This window comes from Limnoraphis robusta CS-951 (genome assembly GCF_000972705.2).
Genome location: NZ_LATL02000078.1, coordinates 1 through 16,996 on the forward strand (window position 1 = coordinate 1; position 16,996 = coordinate 16,996).

Annotated in this window: 11 protein-coding genes and 3 pseudogenes; 7 read left to right on the forward strand and 7 right to left on the reverse strand. The window is 41.8% G+C overall.

Annotated elements, in window-relative coordinates; all coding sequences use genetic code 11:
• Window positions 1-252 precede the first annotated feature (252 nt).
• The 4 genes and pseudogenes from WN50_RS06785 to WN50_RS06800 all read left to right on the forward strand — a co-directional run bounded on the left by WN50_RS06785 (window position 253) and on the right by WN50_RS06800 (window position 4,359).
• Window positions 253-729 (forward strand): acyl carrier protein, encoded by a 477-nt coding sequence (locus tag WN50_RS06785; protein WP_046279758.1) that lies wholly within the window; start codon window positions 253-255, stop codon window positions 727-729.
• Window positions 729-1,013: pseudogene (locus WN50_RS06790) on the forward strand (aminotransferase class I/II-fold pyridoxal phosphate-dependent enzyme); the annotation flags it as partial. The gene WN50_RS06785 and the pseudogene WN50_RS06790, both read left to right, overlap by 1 nt.
• 13 nt (window positions 1,014-1,026) lie before the next feature.
• Complete coding sequence (locus tag WN50_RS06795; RefSeq protein WP_281062858.1) at window positions 1,027-2,286, forward strand: aminotransferase class I/II-fold pyridoxal phosphate-dependent enzyme; 1,260 nt, start codon at window positions 1,027-1,029, stop codon at window positions 2,284-2,286.
• Window positions 2,287-2,748: 462 nt separating this feature from the next.
• Entirely contained in the window at window positions 2,749-4,359 is a 1,611-nt protein-coding gene (locus tag WN50_RS06800) for a B12-binding domain-containing radical SAM protein (protein WP_046279756.1), read from the forward strand.
• A 117-nt stretch (window positions 4,360-4,476) separates the two neighbouring features.
• Here WN50_RS06800 and WN50_RS06805 read toward each other — a convergent pair whose 3' ends face one another.
• The 5 genes and pseudogenes from WN50_RS06805 to cobU all read right to left on the reverse strand — a co-directional run bounded on the left by WN50_RS06805 (window position 4,477) and on the right by cobU (window position 9,503).
• Window positions 4,477-5,472: an SMP-30/gluconolactonase/LRE family protein gene (locus WN50_RS06805; protein ID WP_072075549.1), complete on the reverse strand. Its 996-nt coding sequence runs from the start codon at window positions 5,470-5,472 to the stop codon at window positions 4,477-4,479.
• Between the two features lie 236 nt (window positions 5,473-5,708).
• The coding region (gene selD / locus WN50_RS30810) for a selenide, water dikinase SelD (protein ID WP_152964731.1) at window positions 5,709-6,559 on the reverse strand (851 nt) is incomplete at its 5' end.
• Window position 6,560: 1 nt separating this feature from the next.
• Window positions 6,561-7,802, reverse strand: a pseudogene (locus WN50_RS30815) (FAD-dependent oxidoreductase); the annotation flags it as partial.
• Window positions 7,803-8,295: 493 nt separating this feature from the next.
• On the reverse strand, window positions 8,296-8,934 hold the full coding sequence (locus WN50_RS06820; RefSeq protein WP_046279754.1) for a type I restriction endonuclease: 639 nt from the start codon (window positions 8,932-8,934) through the stop codon (window positions 8,296-8,298).
• Between the two features lie 5 nt (window positions 8,935-8,939).
• Window positions 8,940-9,503 (reverse strand): bifunctional adenosylcobinamide kinase/adenosylcobinamide-phosphate guanylyltransferase, encoded by a 564-nt coding sequence (cobU, locus tag WN50_RS06825; RefSeq protein WP_046279753.1) that lies wholly within the window; start codon window positions 9,501-9,503, stop codon window positions 8,940-8,942.
• Window positions 9,504-9,975: 472 nt separating this feature from the next.
• Between cobU and dnaK the strand changes: the two genes are divergently transcribed.
• Entirely contained in the window at window positions 9,976-11,889 is a 1,914-nt protein-coding gene (gene dnaK, locus WN50_RS06830; RefSeq protein WP_046279752.1) for a molecular chaperone DnaK, read from the forward strand.
• Window positions 11,890-12,094: 205 nt separating this feature from the next.
• Here the strand turns inward: dnaK and def are convergent, their stop codons facing one another.
• Entirely contained in the window at window positions 12,095-12,661 is a 567-nt protein-coding gene (def, locus tag WN50_RS06835) for a peptide deformylase (RefSeq protein WP_046281415.1), read from the reverse strand.
• A 778-nt stretch (window positions 12,662-13,439) separates the two neighbouring features.
• Between def and WN50_RS06845 the strand changes: the two genes are divergently transcribed.
• Both WN50_RS06845 and WN50_RS06850 read left to right on the forward strand, forming a co-directional pair.
• A complete protein-coding gene (locus WN50_RS06845) occupies window positions 13,440-14,315 on the forward strand; it encodes a bifunctional 3-deoxy-7-phosphoheptulonate synthase/chorismate mutase (protein ID WP_281062629.1) in 876 nt (291 codons plus the stop codon).
• Between the two features lie 758 nt (window positions 14,316-15,073).
• Window positions 15,074-15,800: DUF3747 domain-containing protein (locus WN50_RS06850; protein WP_152964732.1), on the forward strand; the 727-nt coding region annotated here is incomplete at its 3' end.
• Between the two features lie 612 nt (window positions 15,801-16,412).
• Here the strand turns inward: WN50_RS06850 and WN50_RS06855 are convergent.
• Window positions 16,413-16,996 (reverse strand): annotated as a pseudogene (locus WN50_RS06855) (hypothetical protein); the annotation flags it as partial.

Below are 16,996 nucleotides of genomic sequence, written 5' to 3' on the forward strand. Positions count from 1 at the left end.
TTGTCCGGAAGAGGACGCCTTCAGACCGAAAACATAGGCTATCTCTATTTTGCGTCTATGGGAAATCTAGAGATTTTTCAGTCGATCTTTCTACTTTTATGGGTCTCATGGCAAAATAACCATCATGTCTTGCCCAAATCGAACATTAGAATTGAGAACGGATCAATATTGGGGAGACACAGGGCAAATTTCCCAGGGCTACCCCCTAAACTGGAGTGATGCTAAATTTTTAGCGTGATAGAGGAGTGAATCATGCAACTGTTAAACGAGTCTTTGAATGGAAAAACGGCTCCAGAGCCAACTGGGATGAAGCTCAATCCGCAATCTCCTGTGGACTCCCCTGCATTATCTCAGGATGCTCAGGCAATTCAAGTATGGTTGATCGCTCAACTGGCCGAGCGACTGGGACTTGAAATCGACGAAATTGATCTCAATGAGGATTTTGCCAATTATGGTCTGAACTCCATCGAGGCGGTTAACCTGTCTGGAGATTTGGAAAATATTCTGGGGCGAAGGCTGCCCCCCACCATTCTTTGGGACTATCCCAATATTGCAACATTATCAGAATATTTGGCTGAGGACACTTCACGCGATGCCAGCATTAAACCTCAGAGAAACCCCATTCCGCCCGAAAAAGCTGAGGAACTGTTAGAACGACTGGATCAAATGTCCGATCAAGAGGTGGATGACCTGTTAAATTCGATGCTGTCAGAAGAGGAAAGTCATTAATGACCAACACATCACAAGGAATTGCCCATCTTAGCCCCACCGAAAAGCGATCACTGTTGGCCGAGTTACTGCGTCAGAAGGCAAAATTAGCAACGCCTCCCGAAATCCCTCTAGAATACTACCGTTTTGAACATTATCCGGAGTATCGCAAGCTCAAGCAGCAACAGCAGGAAATTGCCGCCCTGGGGATTAATAATCCGTTCTTCACCCCCCAAGAAGCCTTAAACAGCAATACGACGATTGTCGCGGGCCGAGAACTGACAACTATGCTACCTACAATTACANAAGCGATCACTGTTGGCCGAGTTACTGCGTCAGAAGGCAAAATTAGCAACGCCTCCCGAAATCCCTCTAGAATACTACCGTTTTGAACATTATCCGGAGTATCGCAAGCTCAAGCAGCAACAGCAGGAAATTGCCGCCCTGGGGATTAATAATCCGTTCTTCACCCCCCAAGAAGCCTTAAACAGCAATACGACGATTGTCGCGGGCCGAGAACTGATCAACTATGCTACCTACAATTACATCGGAATGTCCGGTGATCCGATTGTGTCCCAAGCCGCTAAAGATGCCATTGATCACTACGGGACTTCGGTATCTGCCAGTCGCTTGGTTTCGGGGGAAAAACCCCTACATCGCCAGCTTGAACGGGCAATTGCTGATTTTATTGGGGCTGAAGATAGTGTTGTGTTTGTTGGGGGTCATGCTACCAATGTTACAACAGTGGGTCATTTATTCGGACAAAATGATCTGATTGTCCATGATTGTCTGAGTCACAATAGTCTGTTGCAAGGCTGTTTGCTCTCAGGGGCAACGGCCGTTGCTTTTCCTCATAATGACTGGGAAGCGGTGGATCGGGTTCTCCAAGAACGTCGTCATCGTTACAAGCGGGTTTTGATTATCGTTGAGGGGGTTTACAGTACAGATGGTGATATCCCCTATCTCCCCGCATTTATTGAGATTAAAAAGCGTTATAAGGCCTTCCTCATGGTTGATGAGGCTCACTCAATTGGGGTTTTGGGGGCCAACGGTCGCGGCATTCGAGAATATTTCGATGTGGATGCGGCGGATGTGGATTTGTGGATGGGAACCCTCAGCAAGTCTTTTGCCAGTTGTGGCGGCTATATTGCTGGGGGTCAAGCTGTGGTTGAATATCTCAAGTATACCGCGCCCGGTTTTGTGTTTAGCGTGGGAATTTCTCCCCCAAATGCCGCTTCGGTGTTGGCCGCGATTCAGGTGTTGAAAGCTGAACCTCAACGAGTCACCCGACTGCATGAGCGATCTAAGTTGTTCTTGGAGTTGGCGAAACAAAAGGGCCTCAACACCGGAACCAGTCTGGATTCTCCCGTGATTCCGATTATTGTCGGTGATTCCCTCAAATCCGTGCAACTGTCCCAAAATTTGTTTAAACGCGGGATTAATGTACCGTTTATGATTTATCCCTCTGTTCCTCATAATGGCGCTCGTCTACGCTTTTTCATTACCTGCAATCACACCGAGGAGCAAATTCGCTCGACGGTTGAGATTCTTGCAGAAGAAGTCGAGAAAATGCACTAGGGAGGCATGAGAAAATAGGGGTTAGTAATTCTTGATGAAAAGCTAACCTCTTCCCAGTCAATTCTGAGAATTCCTGTTATGCTTTATAAGCAGGTCTTTGTCATTCATTTAGAGGGATTTGTCCAATTTTGTAGCCTAAACTCAATAGTTCTTCACTCTCAAGATTTTCAGGTGATCTCATCATACCTGTTATTGTGCGTTATAAAGAGTTNGAGGCATGAGAAAATAGGGGTTAGTAATTCTTGATGAAAAGCTAACCTCTTCCCAGTCAATTCTGAGAATTCCTGTTATGCTTTATAAGCAGGTCTTTGTCATTCATTTAGAGGGATTTGTCCAATTTTGTAGCCTAAACTCAATAGTTCTTCACTCTCAAGATTTTCAGGTGATCTCATCATACCTGTTATTGTGCGTTATAAAGAGTTTTGGCGTTAACTGTTCATTACAACACGAAGTAGATTCATCATGCGAGCTTTACTTTTATATCCTCTTTTTCCACCCAGTTTTTGGTCATTTGAAAGAACATTAGCTTTGATTAAACGCAAAGCATTATTACCCCCTTTGGGGTTAATTACAGTTGCAGCGATTTTACCTCAAGATTGGGAATTTAAACTCGTTGACCGGAATGTTCGAGACGTAACAGAAGCCGAATGGGACTGGGCAGAAATTGTCATTCTGTCGGCGATGATTGTTCAAAAAGAGGACTTGATTGATCAAATTAAAGAAGCGAAACGGCGCGGTAAACCTGTGGCAGTTGGTGGCCCTTATTCGACTTCTTTACCCCACGAAGTTCAAGAAGCAGGTGCAGATTACTTGGTTTTAGACGAAGGCGAAATCACCTTACCGATGTTTGTAGAAGCCTTAGAACGAGGGGAAAAAACTGGGGTTTTTACTGCCAATGGTGAAAAAGCAGATATTACTAAAACGCCCATCCCTCGCTTTGATCTCCTCGAAAGAGAGGTCTATGAAACGATCGCCATTCAGTATTCTCGCGGTTGTCCTTTTCAATGCGAATTTTGCGATATTATTGTCCTCTATGGTCGCAAACCGCGCACAAAAACACCTGCTCAACTGATTGCTGAACTCGACCGTCTCAAAGAATTAGGCTTCCGACGGGCTGTTTTCTTAGTTGATGATAATTTTATCGGCAACAAACGGAATGTTAAGTTGTTGTTGAAAGATTTGAAGGTTTGGCAGCATGAAAATGACTATCCCTTCCGATTCTTTACAGAAGCTTCGATTGATTTAGCCAACGATCAGGAATTAATGGAGTTGATGGTTGAGGCGAATTTCTACTCTGTCTTTATGGGGATTGAAACACCCGATGAAGCGAGTTTAACCCTCACCAAAAAGTTTCAAAATACTCGCGACTCTCTCAGTGAATCTGTTGAGAAAATTTCCCGAACAGGCTTGGACGTGATGGCTGGGTTTATTATTGGTTTTGATCAGGAAAAAAGCGGAGCAGGTGAGCGGATTGTTCAGTTTGTAGAGAAAACTGGAATTCCGATGGCAATGTTTAGTATGTTGCAAGCGCTCCCAAATACTGCTTTATGGCATCGTTTAGAAAAGGAGGGACGGCTACTGAATGCCAGTGGAAATGTTAACCAAACCACGTTAATGAACTTTGTTCCCACTCGTCCGATTGAAGAAATTGCCCGTGAATATGTGGAGGGTTTCTGGTATCTTTATGACCCTCAAACCTATTTAGATCGGGTTCATCGTTACTTCCTTAAAGTTGGTAAACCGCGAAATCCTGTTACTCGCCGTAAGTTAACGGATTGGGTTACATTAAGAGCGTTATTAACTATATGTTTCCGTCAAGGTGTTCTTCGGAAAACTCGTTGGACGTTTTGGATTTATTTGGTGGATATTCTCAGGAAGAATCCTGCACTTTTTGACCGCTATATTTCTCTTTGTGGTCATTTAGAACATTTCCATGTCTATCGCAAAATTGTTCGCGATCAAATTGAATTACAATTGGCTGAATATTTGAAGGAAAAAGCAGCAATGGAAGCTCAAGAAGCTAAAGAAGCTAAAGAAGCTAAAGAAAAACAAGTTCAAGAAATTGTTGCTTAGTTTCGTTTATTAGTAAAGGAAAAACACAAAGACACGAAGACACGAAGAGAGATTTTCTTGATGGCTTTGTGTCTTTGTTGTGAGTTTCTTAAGTCAAAAAATGTTTGATAGGATGAATTATTGTTTAACTCCTTGAACATTTAACCGTATTCGATAAAGACTGCTACTAGCGGTAATATAAAGGGTTTTGTAGTCCGTATCTCCCCAAGCTAAATTAGCGGCTGTTTCTGGCGTTTCTATGATGCCTAATTTCTCCCCAGAGGGTGAGAAGACCCAGACACCACCTGGCCCGGTACTATACACATTTCCTTGACTATCTACTTTCATCCCATCAGGAACTCCTTTTTTTTCGGGGTGTTTTTGAGTGGCAAAAATCCGTCCGTTGGTTAAGGTTCCATCGGCTTTAACGTCAAATACCCGAATATGACTTTCCTGGGAATCATTAATATAAAGTTTCGTTTCATCGGGTGAAAATGCAATCCCATTCGGACGAACAAAATCATCAATTAGTAATGTTAATTCTCCATCCGGTGAAATCCGATAAACGCCATAAAATCCTAATTCTTCTTGGTCTGATTTGATGCCATAGGGCGGGTCTGTAAAATAAATACTCCCATTTGATTTTACCACTAAATCGTTTGGACTGTTCAGTTTTTTGTTTTGATATTCACTCACTAAAGTGACAATTTCACCGTCTTTTTCGGTGCGAGAAACACGACGGTTTGAATGTTCAGCCGTGATTAAACGGGTTTGTAAATCTAATGTATTTCCGTTAGCATTTCCTGATGGTTGACGAAACACTTTCACAGGTTCGTTGGGTTTCCATTGATAAATTGTATTTTCAGGAATATCACTAAATAATAGAAAACCCTCGGGATGCCAAATTGGGCCTTCTACAAATCGGAAACCGTCTGCTATTTTTTCTAAGGTTGAATTGGCATCTAAAATTTTGGGAATTTTACTAGATGTTTGTGCTTGAGTTAAGGTGGGTTTCTGGGCGCGAATATTTTCGGTTAATACTGAGGTTGATGATAAGATTAAACTGACCACGAAGACAGGAAGACACAAAGGTTTTATGATTTTTATTCTGTTTCTAAAAGTTGGCAGTTTCATTGTTTGTGCTATAAACTTTAGAAATCGAGTTAGAATTTGAGAGTAATCGGTAATTTTCCCGCAGTTTCGGGTTTAACTTGACCGATAATACTACTCTCAATATATCCTAAACCTTTGAGGTGATTTAAGCAAGAGTTGGCTAGTTCGAGGGGAACNACACAAAGGTTTTATGATTTTTATTCTGTTTCTAAAAGTTGGCAGTTTCATTGTTTGTGCTATAAACTTTAGAAATCGAGTTAGAATTTGAGAGTAATCGGTAATTTTCCCGCAGTTTCGGGTTTAACTTGACCGATAATACTACTCTCAATATATCCTAAACCTTTGAGGTGATTTAAGCAAGAGTTGGCTAGTTCGAGGGGAACAGAGGCGAGTAAACCGCCGGAAGTTTGGGGATCAAATAATAAGGGATAAAGGGGGTGTTGACTGGCTTGTTGTTGATTTTGAATGCTTTTGGAGAAATGATGATTTTCAGGATAGAGTGAACTAAAAATACGCTGTTGGCTGGTTTCTTTCGCCCCGTTTAAAATCGGAATAGCGTCTAAATTGAGTTGGACAGCAACATCTGAAGCTTGAATCATTTCGAGTAAATGTCCAATTAATCCAAATCCGGTAATATCAGTACAAGCGGTGATTTGATGCTGTTTAAAACAGTCTGCGGCTTGTTGGTTTGAGAGTAACATAGACTCAATTGCAGTTTCTATCCAACGTCCTTTTGCTTTGAGTTGCATATCCGCAGCAAATAAGGTTCCGGTGCCAATGGCTTTGGTTAAAATTAATGCTTGGTTGGGTTTCATTCCGCTTTTTCTGAGTAGTTTATCCGCCTCAGCAAACCCATTACAGGTTAAACCCAACGCTAATTCTTCGCCTTCGGTTGTGTGTCCACCAATTAACAAAGCGGAAGCCGAATTTAAGACTTCTTTGACTCCTGATAATAAATGAAAAAGTGTTTCTTCTTGTTTGGTTGAAATGGCGTAGGGAAGCGTCACAATTGCTAATGCACTTTGAGGCGTCGCCCCCATTGCAAATAAATCGCTTAAACAATGATTAGCTGTTATTTTTCCAAAGATAAACGGATCATCTAATAAGGNACCAATTAACAAAGCGGAAGCCGAATTTAAGACTTCTTTGACTCCTGATAATAAATGAAAAAGTGTTTCTTCTTGTTTGGTTGAAATGGCGTAGGGAAGCGTCACAATTGCTAATGCACTTTGAGGCGTCGCCCCCATTGCAAATAAATCGCTTAAACAATGATTAGCTGTTATTTTTCCAAAGATAAACGGATCATCTAATAAGGCGCGAAAATAGTCAACGGTTTGCACCATTACCTGTTCGGGTGGGACTCGAATTACGGCTGCATCTTCTGCGTCTTTAAGTCCGATTATAACATCTTCTCGCGTTTCAGATTGAATTCTATTTAAGACATTTTCTAAAACTGAACGTCCCACTTTTGAACCACAACCCGAACACCGCATTTTTGGAGTTTTAACTTGAATTTTTTCGGGTTTATCAGGTTTATCTGACATCGGTTCTAGGTTTGTGAATTGATTCATAAATTTGCGATCAATATGATCTTTCCACTGCCATAATAAAGGATACGGCCCTAAACCGATTAGACCGCGAGAGGCGATAGCTTGTTCATTCCCCGTCCCAATTAAAATCAGAAATTGTTTTTGCGGAATAAACGGTTTGAGAGGTTTTTCTAATAACGCCCGTCGTAAATTTTCAAACAACGGTTGACCTTGACGGACTGCAAAAACTCCGGCTTTTGGACGGGGATGATTAACCATTGTCGCCACATCTCCCGCCGCGAAAATATGAGGATGAGAAAGCGATCGCAATGTATCATCAACTTGAATAAATCCGTTTTCATCTGTTGCAAGTCCCGCTTCTTTTAACCAAGGTGCAGCCGAAGCTTGTGTCACCCAAAACAAGCGATCACAGGTGACTTTTAATCCCGATTCACAACTGATTATTTTCTCCTCTCCTGCCGCTTCTACTTGATTTACCGTTTGTTCTAAATGCAGGTTAACCCCTAGACTTATGAGGATTTTTTCAACCTGTTTACCCACCCATTGACTGCGTTCCGGTAAGAGTTTTGCACCCCGTTGAAAGAGATGCAATTCGAGTTGATTTTTGAGGTTTTTAGTGTTAGAATAAATTTTAGACAAACATCCATCAATAGAAAACATTAATTCAACTCCACCCGCACCCCCGCCAACAACGGCAATTCGCATTTTTTGATTGGGGTTTTCAAGGGCTGTATTTTTAACCGTGTTCCAATAATCAATAAATTTAGAAATCGGTTTAACTGGAATGGCGTTTTCAGCGATACCGGGAACGGATAAAGTCGCGGGNTTTTTTGATTGGGGTTTTCAAGGGCTGTATTTTTAACCGTGTTCCAATAATCAATAAATTTAGAAATCGGTTTAACTGGAATGGCGTTTTCAGCGATACCGGGAACGGATAAAGTCGCGGGTTTACTACCAATATCAATCGATAAAATATCAAAGGAAATGGGCGGATGATTTTGACAAATTACCTGATTATTTTCTAAGTCTAAACCTATCGCCCGATCTAAGATCATTCTAGCTTGAGAAAATTGAGTTAACGGACGTAAATCAATATGACATTCATCAAAATTATATAAACCTGCCACATATCCCGGTAACATTCCTGAATAGGGGGTATGAGACACATCTGTAATCAGAGTTAAACGCACTCCAGCGATAGGGTTCATACCGAATTTTTTCAGGACAATGGCATGGCTATGTCCGCCGCCAATCAAAACTAAATCTTTGAGAATGACTGTTGAGGATTTCATCGTTAATTGTTGAGATTTACAGCAATTCGTTTCATAACTTTTAAGACTTGATAGAGTTCATTTTCCGGTAAACCATAAATAGAAAAATCGGTTGATAGACTATATTCAGCATCAGGTTGTTTGATCAGTTTGAGAAAGAGAAAATGATCTCCATTCGTGACTAAACCAAAGATAGGCTGTTCCGAGTTGGGATTTCCCATCATATAAGCTAAAATTTGAGGAAGGGCAACAGAGAAAGAAAAACGAGTTTGTTTGGATTCAATGATACCTAACCAAAATTGATTTTTGAGAACTAATACATCAATTCTACCTCGATAGATGTTATTATTATCTGCGGCTGTTACTTCAACAGTCTTCTCAGCTTGAATTTTAAATGGTGGATCACAAAAACCTGCTAAATAAAGAAGCGGAGAAATAACAATCAAGTTAACCGTTGCTTCAGTCAGTGAACCTTCTGAACTATTATACAGATAACTATTTTGAACTCGATCTAGGGAATTTTCTTCAGCAGGTGTGAGTGAGGGAAGCTGATCATACCATTCAGGAAAAAACAGCAAATCTTTATTTTGGCGAAGATTCAACCGAGTTTCGACTTCAGCGAGGCAGGTAAAAACTTCTGTAATGGTTTGAATTTGAGTCATCAGATTTACAATTCCAACGCTGAACCTAACTGACTTAAGTTTAAAACATGACCGCCCATAATAAGATAGACTGGATTTGCGATCATGCCAATTTTTCGAGTCAACATTCCTAAGCGATCGCGAAAAGTTCTGCCGATGGGATAAGCGGGAACAACACCCCATCCCGTTTCTTCTGCGACAAAAATAATCTCTCCTGACGTTTGTGTTAAAGTAGTAATTAAATCTTCTAAAACATCTTGCCAAACCTCATCGTCTTGTTCTAATATATTGGCAAGCCAAGTTCCTAAAGAATCGACTAAAATACAGGTATCAGGTTGAGAAATCTGTTGCAATGTTGGGGCTAATTCAACGGGAACTTCCAGAGTGTTCCATTCAGGCGGACGACGGATTTTATGTTTCTGAACGCGACTTTGCCATTCGGTATCTGTAGAATTGAGTTGAGAAGTCGCAATATAAATAACAGATAAACCGGAATTTTTGGCTAACGTTTCCGCCCATTCACTTTTACCCGAACGTGCAGGGCCAGTGACTAGAATTAATCGAGATAAAGGTGTAGATTGTTTAATCATAGAAGTAAAAACTGCTCACTGTAAGTTTACCAGGGATTTTAATCCCTGTCTGAAAACCAAAGTCCTCGCACATAGGACTAGATTTAATAGGAGTTTAGGAGGCAAGTATTTTCTTCTGCCTATTGCCTATTGCAAGATTGCCCATAACAATTGACGGCAAATACACCTCAAATATACGGTTTGCCACAATGCGAGATAAAATTCCAGTGCCTACAGTAGTAAATACAGAATCACTTGAAAACGCAAGCCTATTGAGTTTGACGATTCGGGTAGAGGTTCGGTAAACCCACCTTCATAAAAAGGACTAACCGCCCACAGTATAGAAATATGCAATCTATCTTAAAAACTGTATTCAAGCCGGACTCACGACTCAATCGAACCCGTAGGTTTGACGTGCAGTATTCTGTGGCCCAAAACAACAGGGCGGTAACAGTATCAGATTCTATGTAGTCATTGGAGATAAATAACCCTTATGGGAAAAGTAGTTGGAATTGATCTCGGAACCACAAACTCTTGTGTCGCTGTAATGGAAGGGGGTAAACCTACTGTCATCGCTAATGCCGAAGGTTTACGCACGACTCCCTCTGTTGTAGCTTATGCAAAAAACGGCGACCAACTGGTTGGACAAATCGCCAAACGTCAAGCCGTAATGAACCCGGAAAACACCTTCTATTCGGTGAAGCGGTTTATCGGACGTCGAAACGATGAAGTCGCCAACGAAACCACAGAAGTTTCCTACAAAGTGCTACGCGATAGCAACGGAAACGTTAAACTCGATTGTCCTGCCCGCAACAAACAGTTTGCCCCCGAAGAAATTTCTGCACAAATTCTTCGTAAACTGGTTGAAGATGCCAGTAAATATCTCGGTGAACAGGTTAAAGAAGCAGTTATTACCGTTCCGGCCTATTTTAACGACTCTCAACGTCAAGCCACCAAAGACGCGGGTAAAATTGCGGGTATTGAAGTTAAGCGGATTATCAACGAACCGACTGCTGCATCTTTAGCCTATGGTTTAGACAAGAAAAGCAACGAAACCATCTTAGTCTTTGACCTTGGCGGTGGTACGTTTGACGTTTCCATCTTAGAAGTTGGCGATGGCGTGTTTGAAGTATTAGCCACCTCTGGAGACACTCATTTAGGTGGGGATGACTTCGATAAGAAAATCGTAGACTATTTAGCTGAACAGTTCATGCGGGATGAAGGAATTGACCTCCGCAAAGACAAGCAAGCCCTGCAACGCTTAACAGAAGCCGCAGAAAAAGCGAAAAAAGAACTGTCTAGCCTGACTCAAACGGACATTAACCTGCCCTTCATTACCGCAACCCCTGAAGGCCCCAAACACCTCGATACCATGTTAACCCGAGGTAAATTTGAGGAAATTTGCGCCGACTTAATTGATCGTTGTCGCATTCCCGTTGAGAATTCTGTTCGTGACGCGAAGTTGAACAAATCCGACATTGACGAAATCGTATTAGTGGGCGGTTCAACTCGGATTCCGGCGATTCAAGAATTGGTCAAACGGGTACTGGGTAAAGACCCCAACCAATCCGTTAACCCGGATGAAGTGGTTGCTGTGGGCGCTGCTATTCAAGCTGGGGTACTCGCAGGCGAAGTCAAAGATATTCTGTTGCTGGACGTTTCGCCCTTGTCTCTGGGTGTGGAAACCCTCGGTGGCGTCATGACTAAGATTATTCCTCGTAACACCACTATCCCCACCAAGAAGTCTGAAGTCTTCTCGACGGCGGTTGACGGCCAAACTAACGTTGAAATCCATGTTCTCCAAGGGGAACGGGAAATGTCCAACGACAACAAGAGTTTGGGAACCTTCCGTTTAGATGGAATTCCGCCCGCGCCGCGTGGTGTGCCTCAAATTGAGGTAACATTTGATATCGACGCTAACGGTATTCTCAACGTTACCGCCAAAGATAAGGGAACAGGTAAAGAACAGTCGATTAGTATTACAGGCGCCTCGACTTTACCCGATAACGAAGTTGAACGGATGGTGCGTGAAGCCGAACAAAATGCGTCTACCGACAGAGAACGTCGCGAAAAAATTGACCGCAAAAACCAAGCTGACTCTTTAGCTTATCAAGCCGAGAAACAAATCAGCGAACTCGGTGATAAAGTTCCCGCCGATGAGAAAACCAAAATAGAAGCGCTGATTAAGGACTTGCGAGAAGCAATTTCTCAAGATGACGATGAGAAAATCAAGACCTTAACCACTGATTTACAACAGGCGCTTTATACTGTCAGCAGCAACTTGTATCAACAAGCAGGCGGTGCAGAAGCAGCAGGTGCAAATCCCGATAATGGAGATTCGGCATCATCTAGTAGCAGTAGTTCCTCTGATGATGTGATTGACGCGGACTTCACCGAAACTAAATAAACCTTCAATCTCTTAACCGTAGGGTGTGTTTGGCTTCGCCTAACGCACCTTTTTTTTCTATCAATTACTTTCCTCTCATACCCAAAAACCCCGGTTGATTAATTATATTGTGGGGGCGGGGCGGGTTTTTTAAATTTAGTAATGGGTGTCAGAGATGGTTTAGAACCCGCCCCTACATAATCGTGATCGATTATCGGAGATGATATTAAGACTGAATATGGTTAACAGCTTTCGGGGAAAACTTATGTTTAGTTAACTCTTGGGTGAGGGCGAATTGATTTTTTACACGATCTACAAATAAAACCCCTTCTAGGTGATCCATTTCATGTTGAATGGCGCGGGATAATAGTTCAGTGGCGCGAATGGTGCGGGGACGTCCGCTTTCATCTTTAAACGACACTTCAATCACTTCAGGGCGAGTCACATCCATATAAACCCCTGGAATACTTAAACATCCTTCTTGAAAGGGAGAGATTTCTTTACTCAACTTTTTAATCGTTGGGTTAATCAAAACTAAAGGCGGAGTTGCAGCGTTATCCGGTTCGCAGTCAATTACAATCAGTTGTTTTTGAATTCCGACTTGCGGCGCCGCTAAACCAATCCCATCGGCACTATACATCGTTTGTAGCATTTTTCGGATCAATCTGCGAGTGTCGTCATCCACGCGAGAGATCCGTTTCGCCGACTGACGCAGAACCCGATCGCCGAGATAATGAATTTTAAAGGGGGGATTGTCTAACTTTTGCTTTTTAACAATTACTTGAGAAGTCATGGATTCGTCACTCGCTTGCATAATTACCGTTCTACTCCCATCTTAAAGGATCTTTTAGACAGTCACCCGTCACCGTAGGGGCGGGTTCTTCAAAAATCTCTGTCTCCCACAAACAACTGATATAAACCTTTTCNCGAAAAATATAAACCCGCCTCGGAGTCGGGAGGGAGTACGAATAAAAACCCGGTTTTTGGGAAAAAACTTGACTTTATTCCTTTGTTGTGCTAGCTTCGTAAGTAGATAGGATTGAACTCAACAAAAAGAGCCAGCAAGTTTATGTTTTCAGCAAATCGCTATTTTTATTATTGGTTTACCCCGGTTCACCGAGAGTGAGTCCAGTCTTTCATGGATACTCAAGGTGAGCCGCAGAACTAAGACCTGCGGCTTTTTAATTGCTCAGAACAAGTTTCCCAATATTACCGAACAGCAATGACTTTACTTTACACCTGCTTTTATGGCTTTTATTTTTGGCCCCGAACACATTCCGGGTAAGTTCTCATGCTGGTTTTTTGACCTCACCCGGAACACCTGAAAGTTCCGGGTTTTTTTTTGACTCATTCACAAACTTAACCATTCTCAAGGAGAAATTCACCATGTCTCAAGCTAAACTAGCAACCAAAACCCATCCCGAACACCAAACCCAGATTAAAATTAACGAACAGACAACCGTTGGCGGTGAAGAGTTGTTAATTATTGGTGGTCCTTGTACTGTTGAAAGTCTCGAACAAATGGAACAAGTGGCGGAACATTTNTTTTTGACTCATTCACAAACTTAACCATTCTCAAGGAGAAATTCACCATGTCTCAAGCTAAACTAGCAACCAAAACCCATCCCGAACACCAAACCCAGATTAAAATTAACGAACAGACAACCGTTGGCGGTGAAGAGTTGTTAATTATTGGTGGTCCTTGTACTGTTGAAAGTCTCGAACAAATGGAACAAGTGGCGGAACATTTAGCAAAAGCGCCCGTTCAACTGTTACGAGGCGGCGTCTACAAACCCCGTACTTCTCCTTATTCCTTCCAGGGTCTTGGCTTGGAAGGATTAAAAATTTTAAGGGGGGTGAGTGAGCGTTATAACGTTCCTGTTGTAACAGAAGTGATGTCTATTCCTCAAATAGAATCGGTTGTTGCTTATGCGGATGTGCTGCAAATTGGTAGCCGAAATATGCAGAATTTCGAGTTACTCAAAGCTGTCGGACAAGCGGGAAAACCTGTGATTTTGAAGCGGGGACTGGCGGCGACACTAGAAGAATTCATCATGGCAGCCGAATATATTTTGGCACATGGCAACCCCGATGTGATTCTCTGTGAGCGAGGAATTCGCAGTTTCGATAGTTTCACCCGCAATGTTCTCGACTTGGGGGCGGTTGTCGGACTCAAACAGTTAACCCATCTTCCTATTATCGTTGATCCGTCTCATGCAGCCGGAAAACGAGAATTAGTTGAACCCCTGGCACGGGCTGCGGTGGCTTGTGGGGCGGATGGGATTATGGTAGAGTGTCATCCTGAGCCGGAGAAATCGGTGTCTGATGCGCGTCAGGCGTTGTCGTTAGAGGAGATGCTTCAGTTAGTGGCAAATTTGCGTCCGGTAGCGGCATCTGTGGGGCGGAAAGTGATTGAGGTGGCCTCGGAAGCGATCGCTTGTGTGTAAACAATTTTAAACTGAAAATTCTGCAAAAACCCGGTTTCTGAGCAAAAGCAAGGAGGAACCGGGTTTCTCAGTTTATTTTTTTCTGAGAAAGGATTGACAATTTCAAGGCGATCGCAAAAAATAGGACACAACTCGGTTTGAATACCCATTTTCCCTCTAATTGAATTGAGGCTGGCTAATGAATCAGTTTAAATGATCGAAAATAGGCAGGTTAAAAATATTAACCTAAAACGGCTACAAACTCAATGACCTGAAAAAAATCTTGGAGGTTCCGGAACATTTATGCAAAGTTTAAAGACTTGCTTAATGAAACTGATCTTCAAGTTGTTACAAATTTGACAGTTTTTTAGGCTCGAGGATTCTATCTATAGTTAAAAATCAAAANGAATCAGTTTAAATGATCGAAAATAGGCAGGTTAAAAATATTAACCTAAAACGGCTACAAACTCAATGACCTGAAAAAAATCTTGGAGGTTCCGGAACATTTATGCAAAGTTTAAAGACTTGCTTAATGAAACTGATCTTCAAGTTGTTACAAATTTGACAGTTTTTTAGGCTCGAGGATTCTATCTATAGTTAAAAATCAAAAATCTTCTGATAGTCTTGGGTTGAATCCGAAGAAGCAAGTTATTCAGCGATTGAGTCAATTCACAAGTCATCTAATCTAAGTTGGTCTATCACCCGGGTTAACTTATTGCTATTTACTGACTGGTAAATAGAGTAGGTTTTTGAACACATTTATCGAGGTTTTACGAGCTATGAAACGTGTATTTAAGCAAACTTTAGCAGCCGTCGCGATGACAGTTTTATCCACTTTGAATGTCGCCTCAGAAGCAATTGCGGTTGAATTTGGTAAGCAAGAAGTCCAACAAGAACGATTTATTGCGATCGCAGTTCCTCGTAACTATGGCTATTCTTTAGTGATTGTTGAACAGGTTTCTAATACGACGCCTTGTTGGAGTGAAAGCGGAAATAATCCGATTCAAGTTGATCCGTTATTGCTCAATTTTGATTTTACCGGAATTTGCGGACGAGCAACCGATAGTAATGGCTATTCTGTTCGCATGGGAGAACAAGATTTAGCCCTCTCCCATACGCTGAGTGTTCGAGGAACTGGAAATGAGATATTATTAGTGGCAACGTCTCGCGCAAATCCCCAAGAACAACCCATTGTAATTGGTCGAACCTATGGTCTTTCTAATGGCTTTACCAAAATTCTGTTAGAACCCGGTTGGCGGTTTACAAAACGCACTTATCAAGATAAAACTTTAGGTCATATTTACTTCACCAATGATACCTCTGCAAGTGCTTATTCACAAAGTATTAATCCCAGTCCAACCAACAACGGAAGTTCTAACAACACTGACAACAGCAGTTCTAGTAAAATTGACAATGGAACTTCTAACGGAACTTCCAACACCACTTCTAATAGAATTTACAACCGAACTTCTAACAAAACAGACAACAGCACTTCTAACAAAACAGNATATTTACTTCACCAATGATACCTCTGCAAGTGCTTATTCACAAAGTATTAATCCCAGTCCAACCAACAACGGAAGTTCTAACAACACTGACAACAGCAGTTCTAGTAAAATTGACAATGGAACTTCTAACGGAACTTCCAACACCACTTCTAATAGAATTTACAACCGAACTTCTAACAAAACAGACAACAGCACTTCTAACAAAACAGACAACAGCACTGCTAACAAAACAGATAACAGCAATGCTAACAAAACAGATAACAGCAGTTCCAACAGAACTTCTAACGGAATTTTCGGCCGACTTTTCAAGGGAATTTTAACCGGAAATTCCAACAGAAGCCGATAAGCTTTAATTAAGGGAGATGGTAGAGACCTGTGCAGACACGTCTCTACATCTTCAAACTTTAGATCAGTGTANACAGCACTGCTAACAAAACAGATAACAGCAATGCTAACAAAACAGATAACAGCAGTTCCAACAGAACTTCTAACGGAATTTTCGGCCGACTTTTCAAGGGAATTTTAACCGGAAATTCCAACAGAAGCCGATAAGCTTTAATTAAGGGAGATGGTAGAGACCTGTGCAGACACGTCTCTACATCTTCAAACTTTAGATCAGTGTAAAGCTCTGATAAAGCCCAGGATAGTCTAACAGGTTCGTCGGTGTTAATGTTAAGTCTGCACCATCTTCAAGAATAGCAATGGTATCCCCTTCAACTGCAATAATTAAGTCATCTCCAGAGGGGAGAATACTGTAGGTTTCACTAGAACTAATCACCAATCGAATTTCATCTCCTTCGGCTTGATTAAATCCTTGAATTAAAGCTTCTCCTTCTCCTTTGTAGAAGGTTTGAACCCCCTGAAAAAAGCCTCGGCTACTGACAATCGTATCACCAAAAACAAAGATATCCTTCCCAGAACTCCCAATAAGAGTATCAAATTCATCACTGCCGCCACTATATCCTACAACAGGCGAACTATTAGATGCAATTGATCGATTTACCCATTGACTATATTCTTCTGCTGAAATTTCTCCGTCATTGTTTGAGTCAATATTCTCTGAACCGATTGAAGGATAATTAACACTAACTCCATAAATTGTTTTGTCTCCTTCCCCGTAAGTTGCAATAACATCACTACTCGGAGTTCCTGTAAACATTGTGGAACGTCCTTCAAATTGCCCATATTCTCGAT

Bases quoted from the DNA above. Each gene is read 5' to 3' on its own strand.
- WN50_RS06785 (WP_046279758.1), top strand. From the start codon at position 253: ATGCAACTGTTAAACGAGTCTTTGAATGGAAAAACGGCTCCAGAGCCA.
- WN50_RS06800 (WP_046279756.1), top strand. From the start codon at position 2,749: ATGCGAGCTTTACTTTTATATCCTCTTTTTCCACCCAGTTTTTGGTCA.
- WN50_RS06805 (WP_072075549.1), bottom strand. From the start codon at position 5,472: ATGAAACTGCCAACTTTTAGAAACAGAATAAAAATCATAAAACCTTTG.
- WN50_RS06820 (WP_046279754.1), bottom strand. From the start codon at position 8,934: ATGACTCAAATTCAAACCATTACAGAAGTTTTTACCTGCCTCGCTGAA.
- cobU (WP_046279753.1), bottom strand. From the start codon at position 9,503: ATGATTAAACAATCTACACCTTTATCTCGATTAATTCTAGTCACTGGC.
- dnaK (WP_046279752.1), top strand. From the start codon at position 9,976: ATGGGAAAAGTAGTTGGAATTGATCTCGGAACCACAAACTCTTGTGTC.
- def (WP_046281415.1), bottom strand. From the start codon at position 12,661: ATGACTTCTCAAGTAATTGTTAAAAAGCAAAAGTTAGACAATCCCCCC.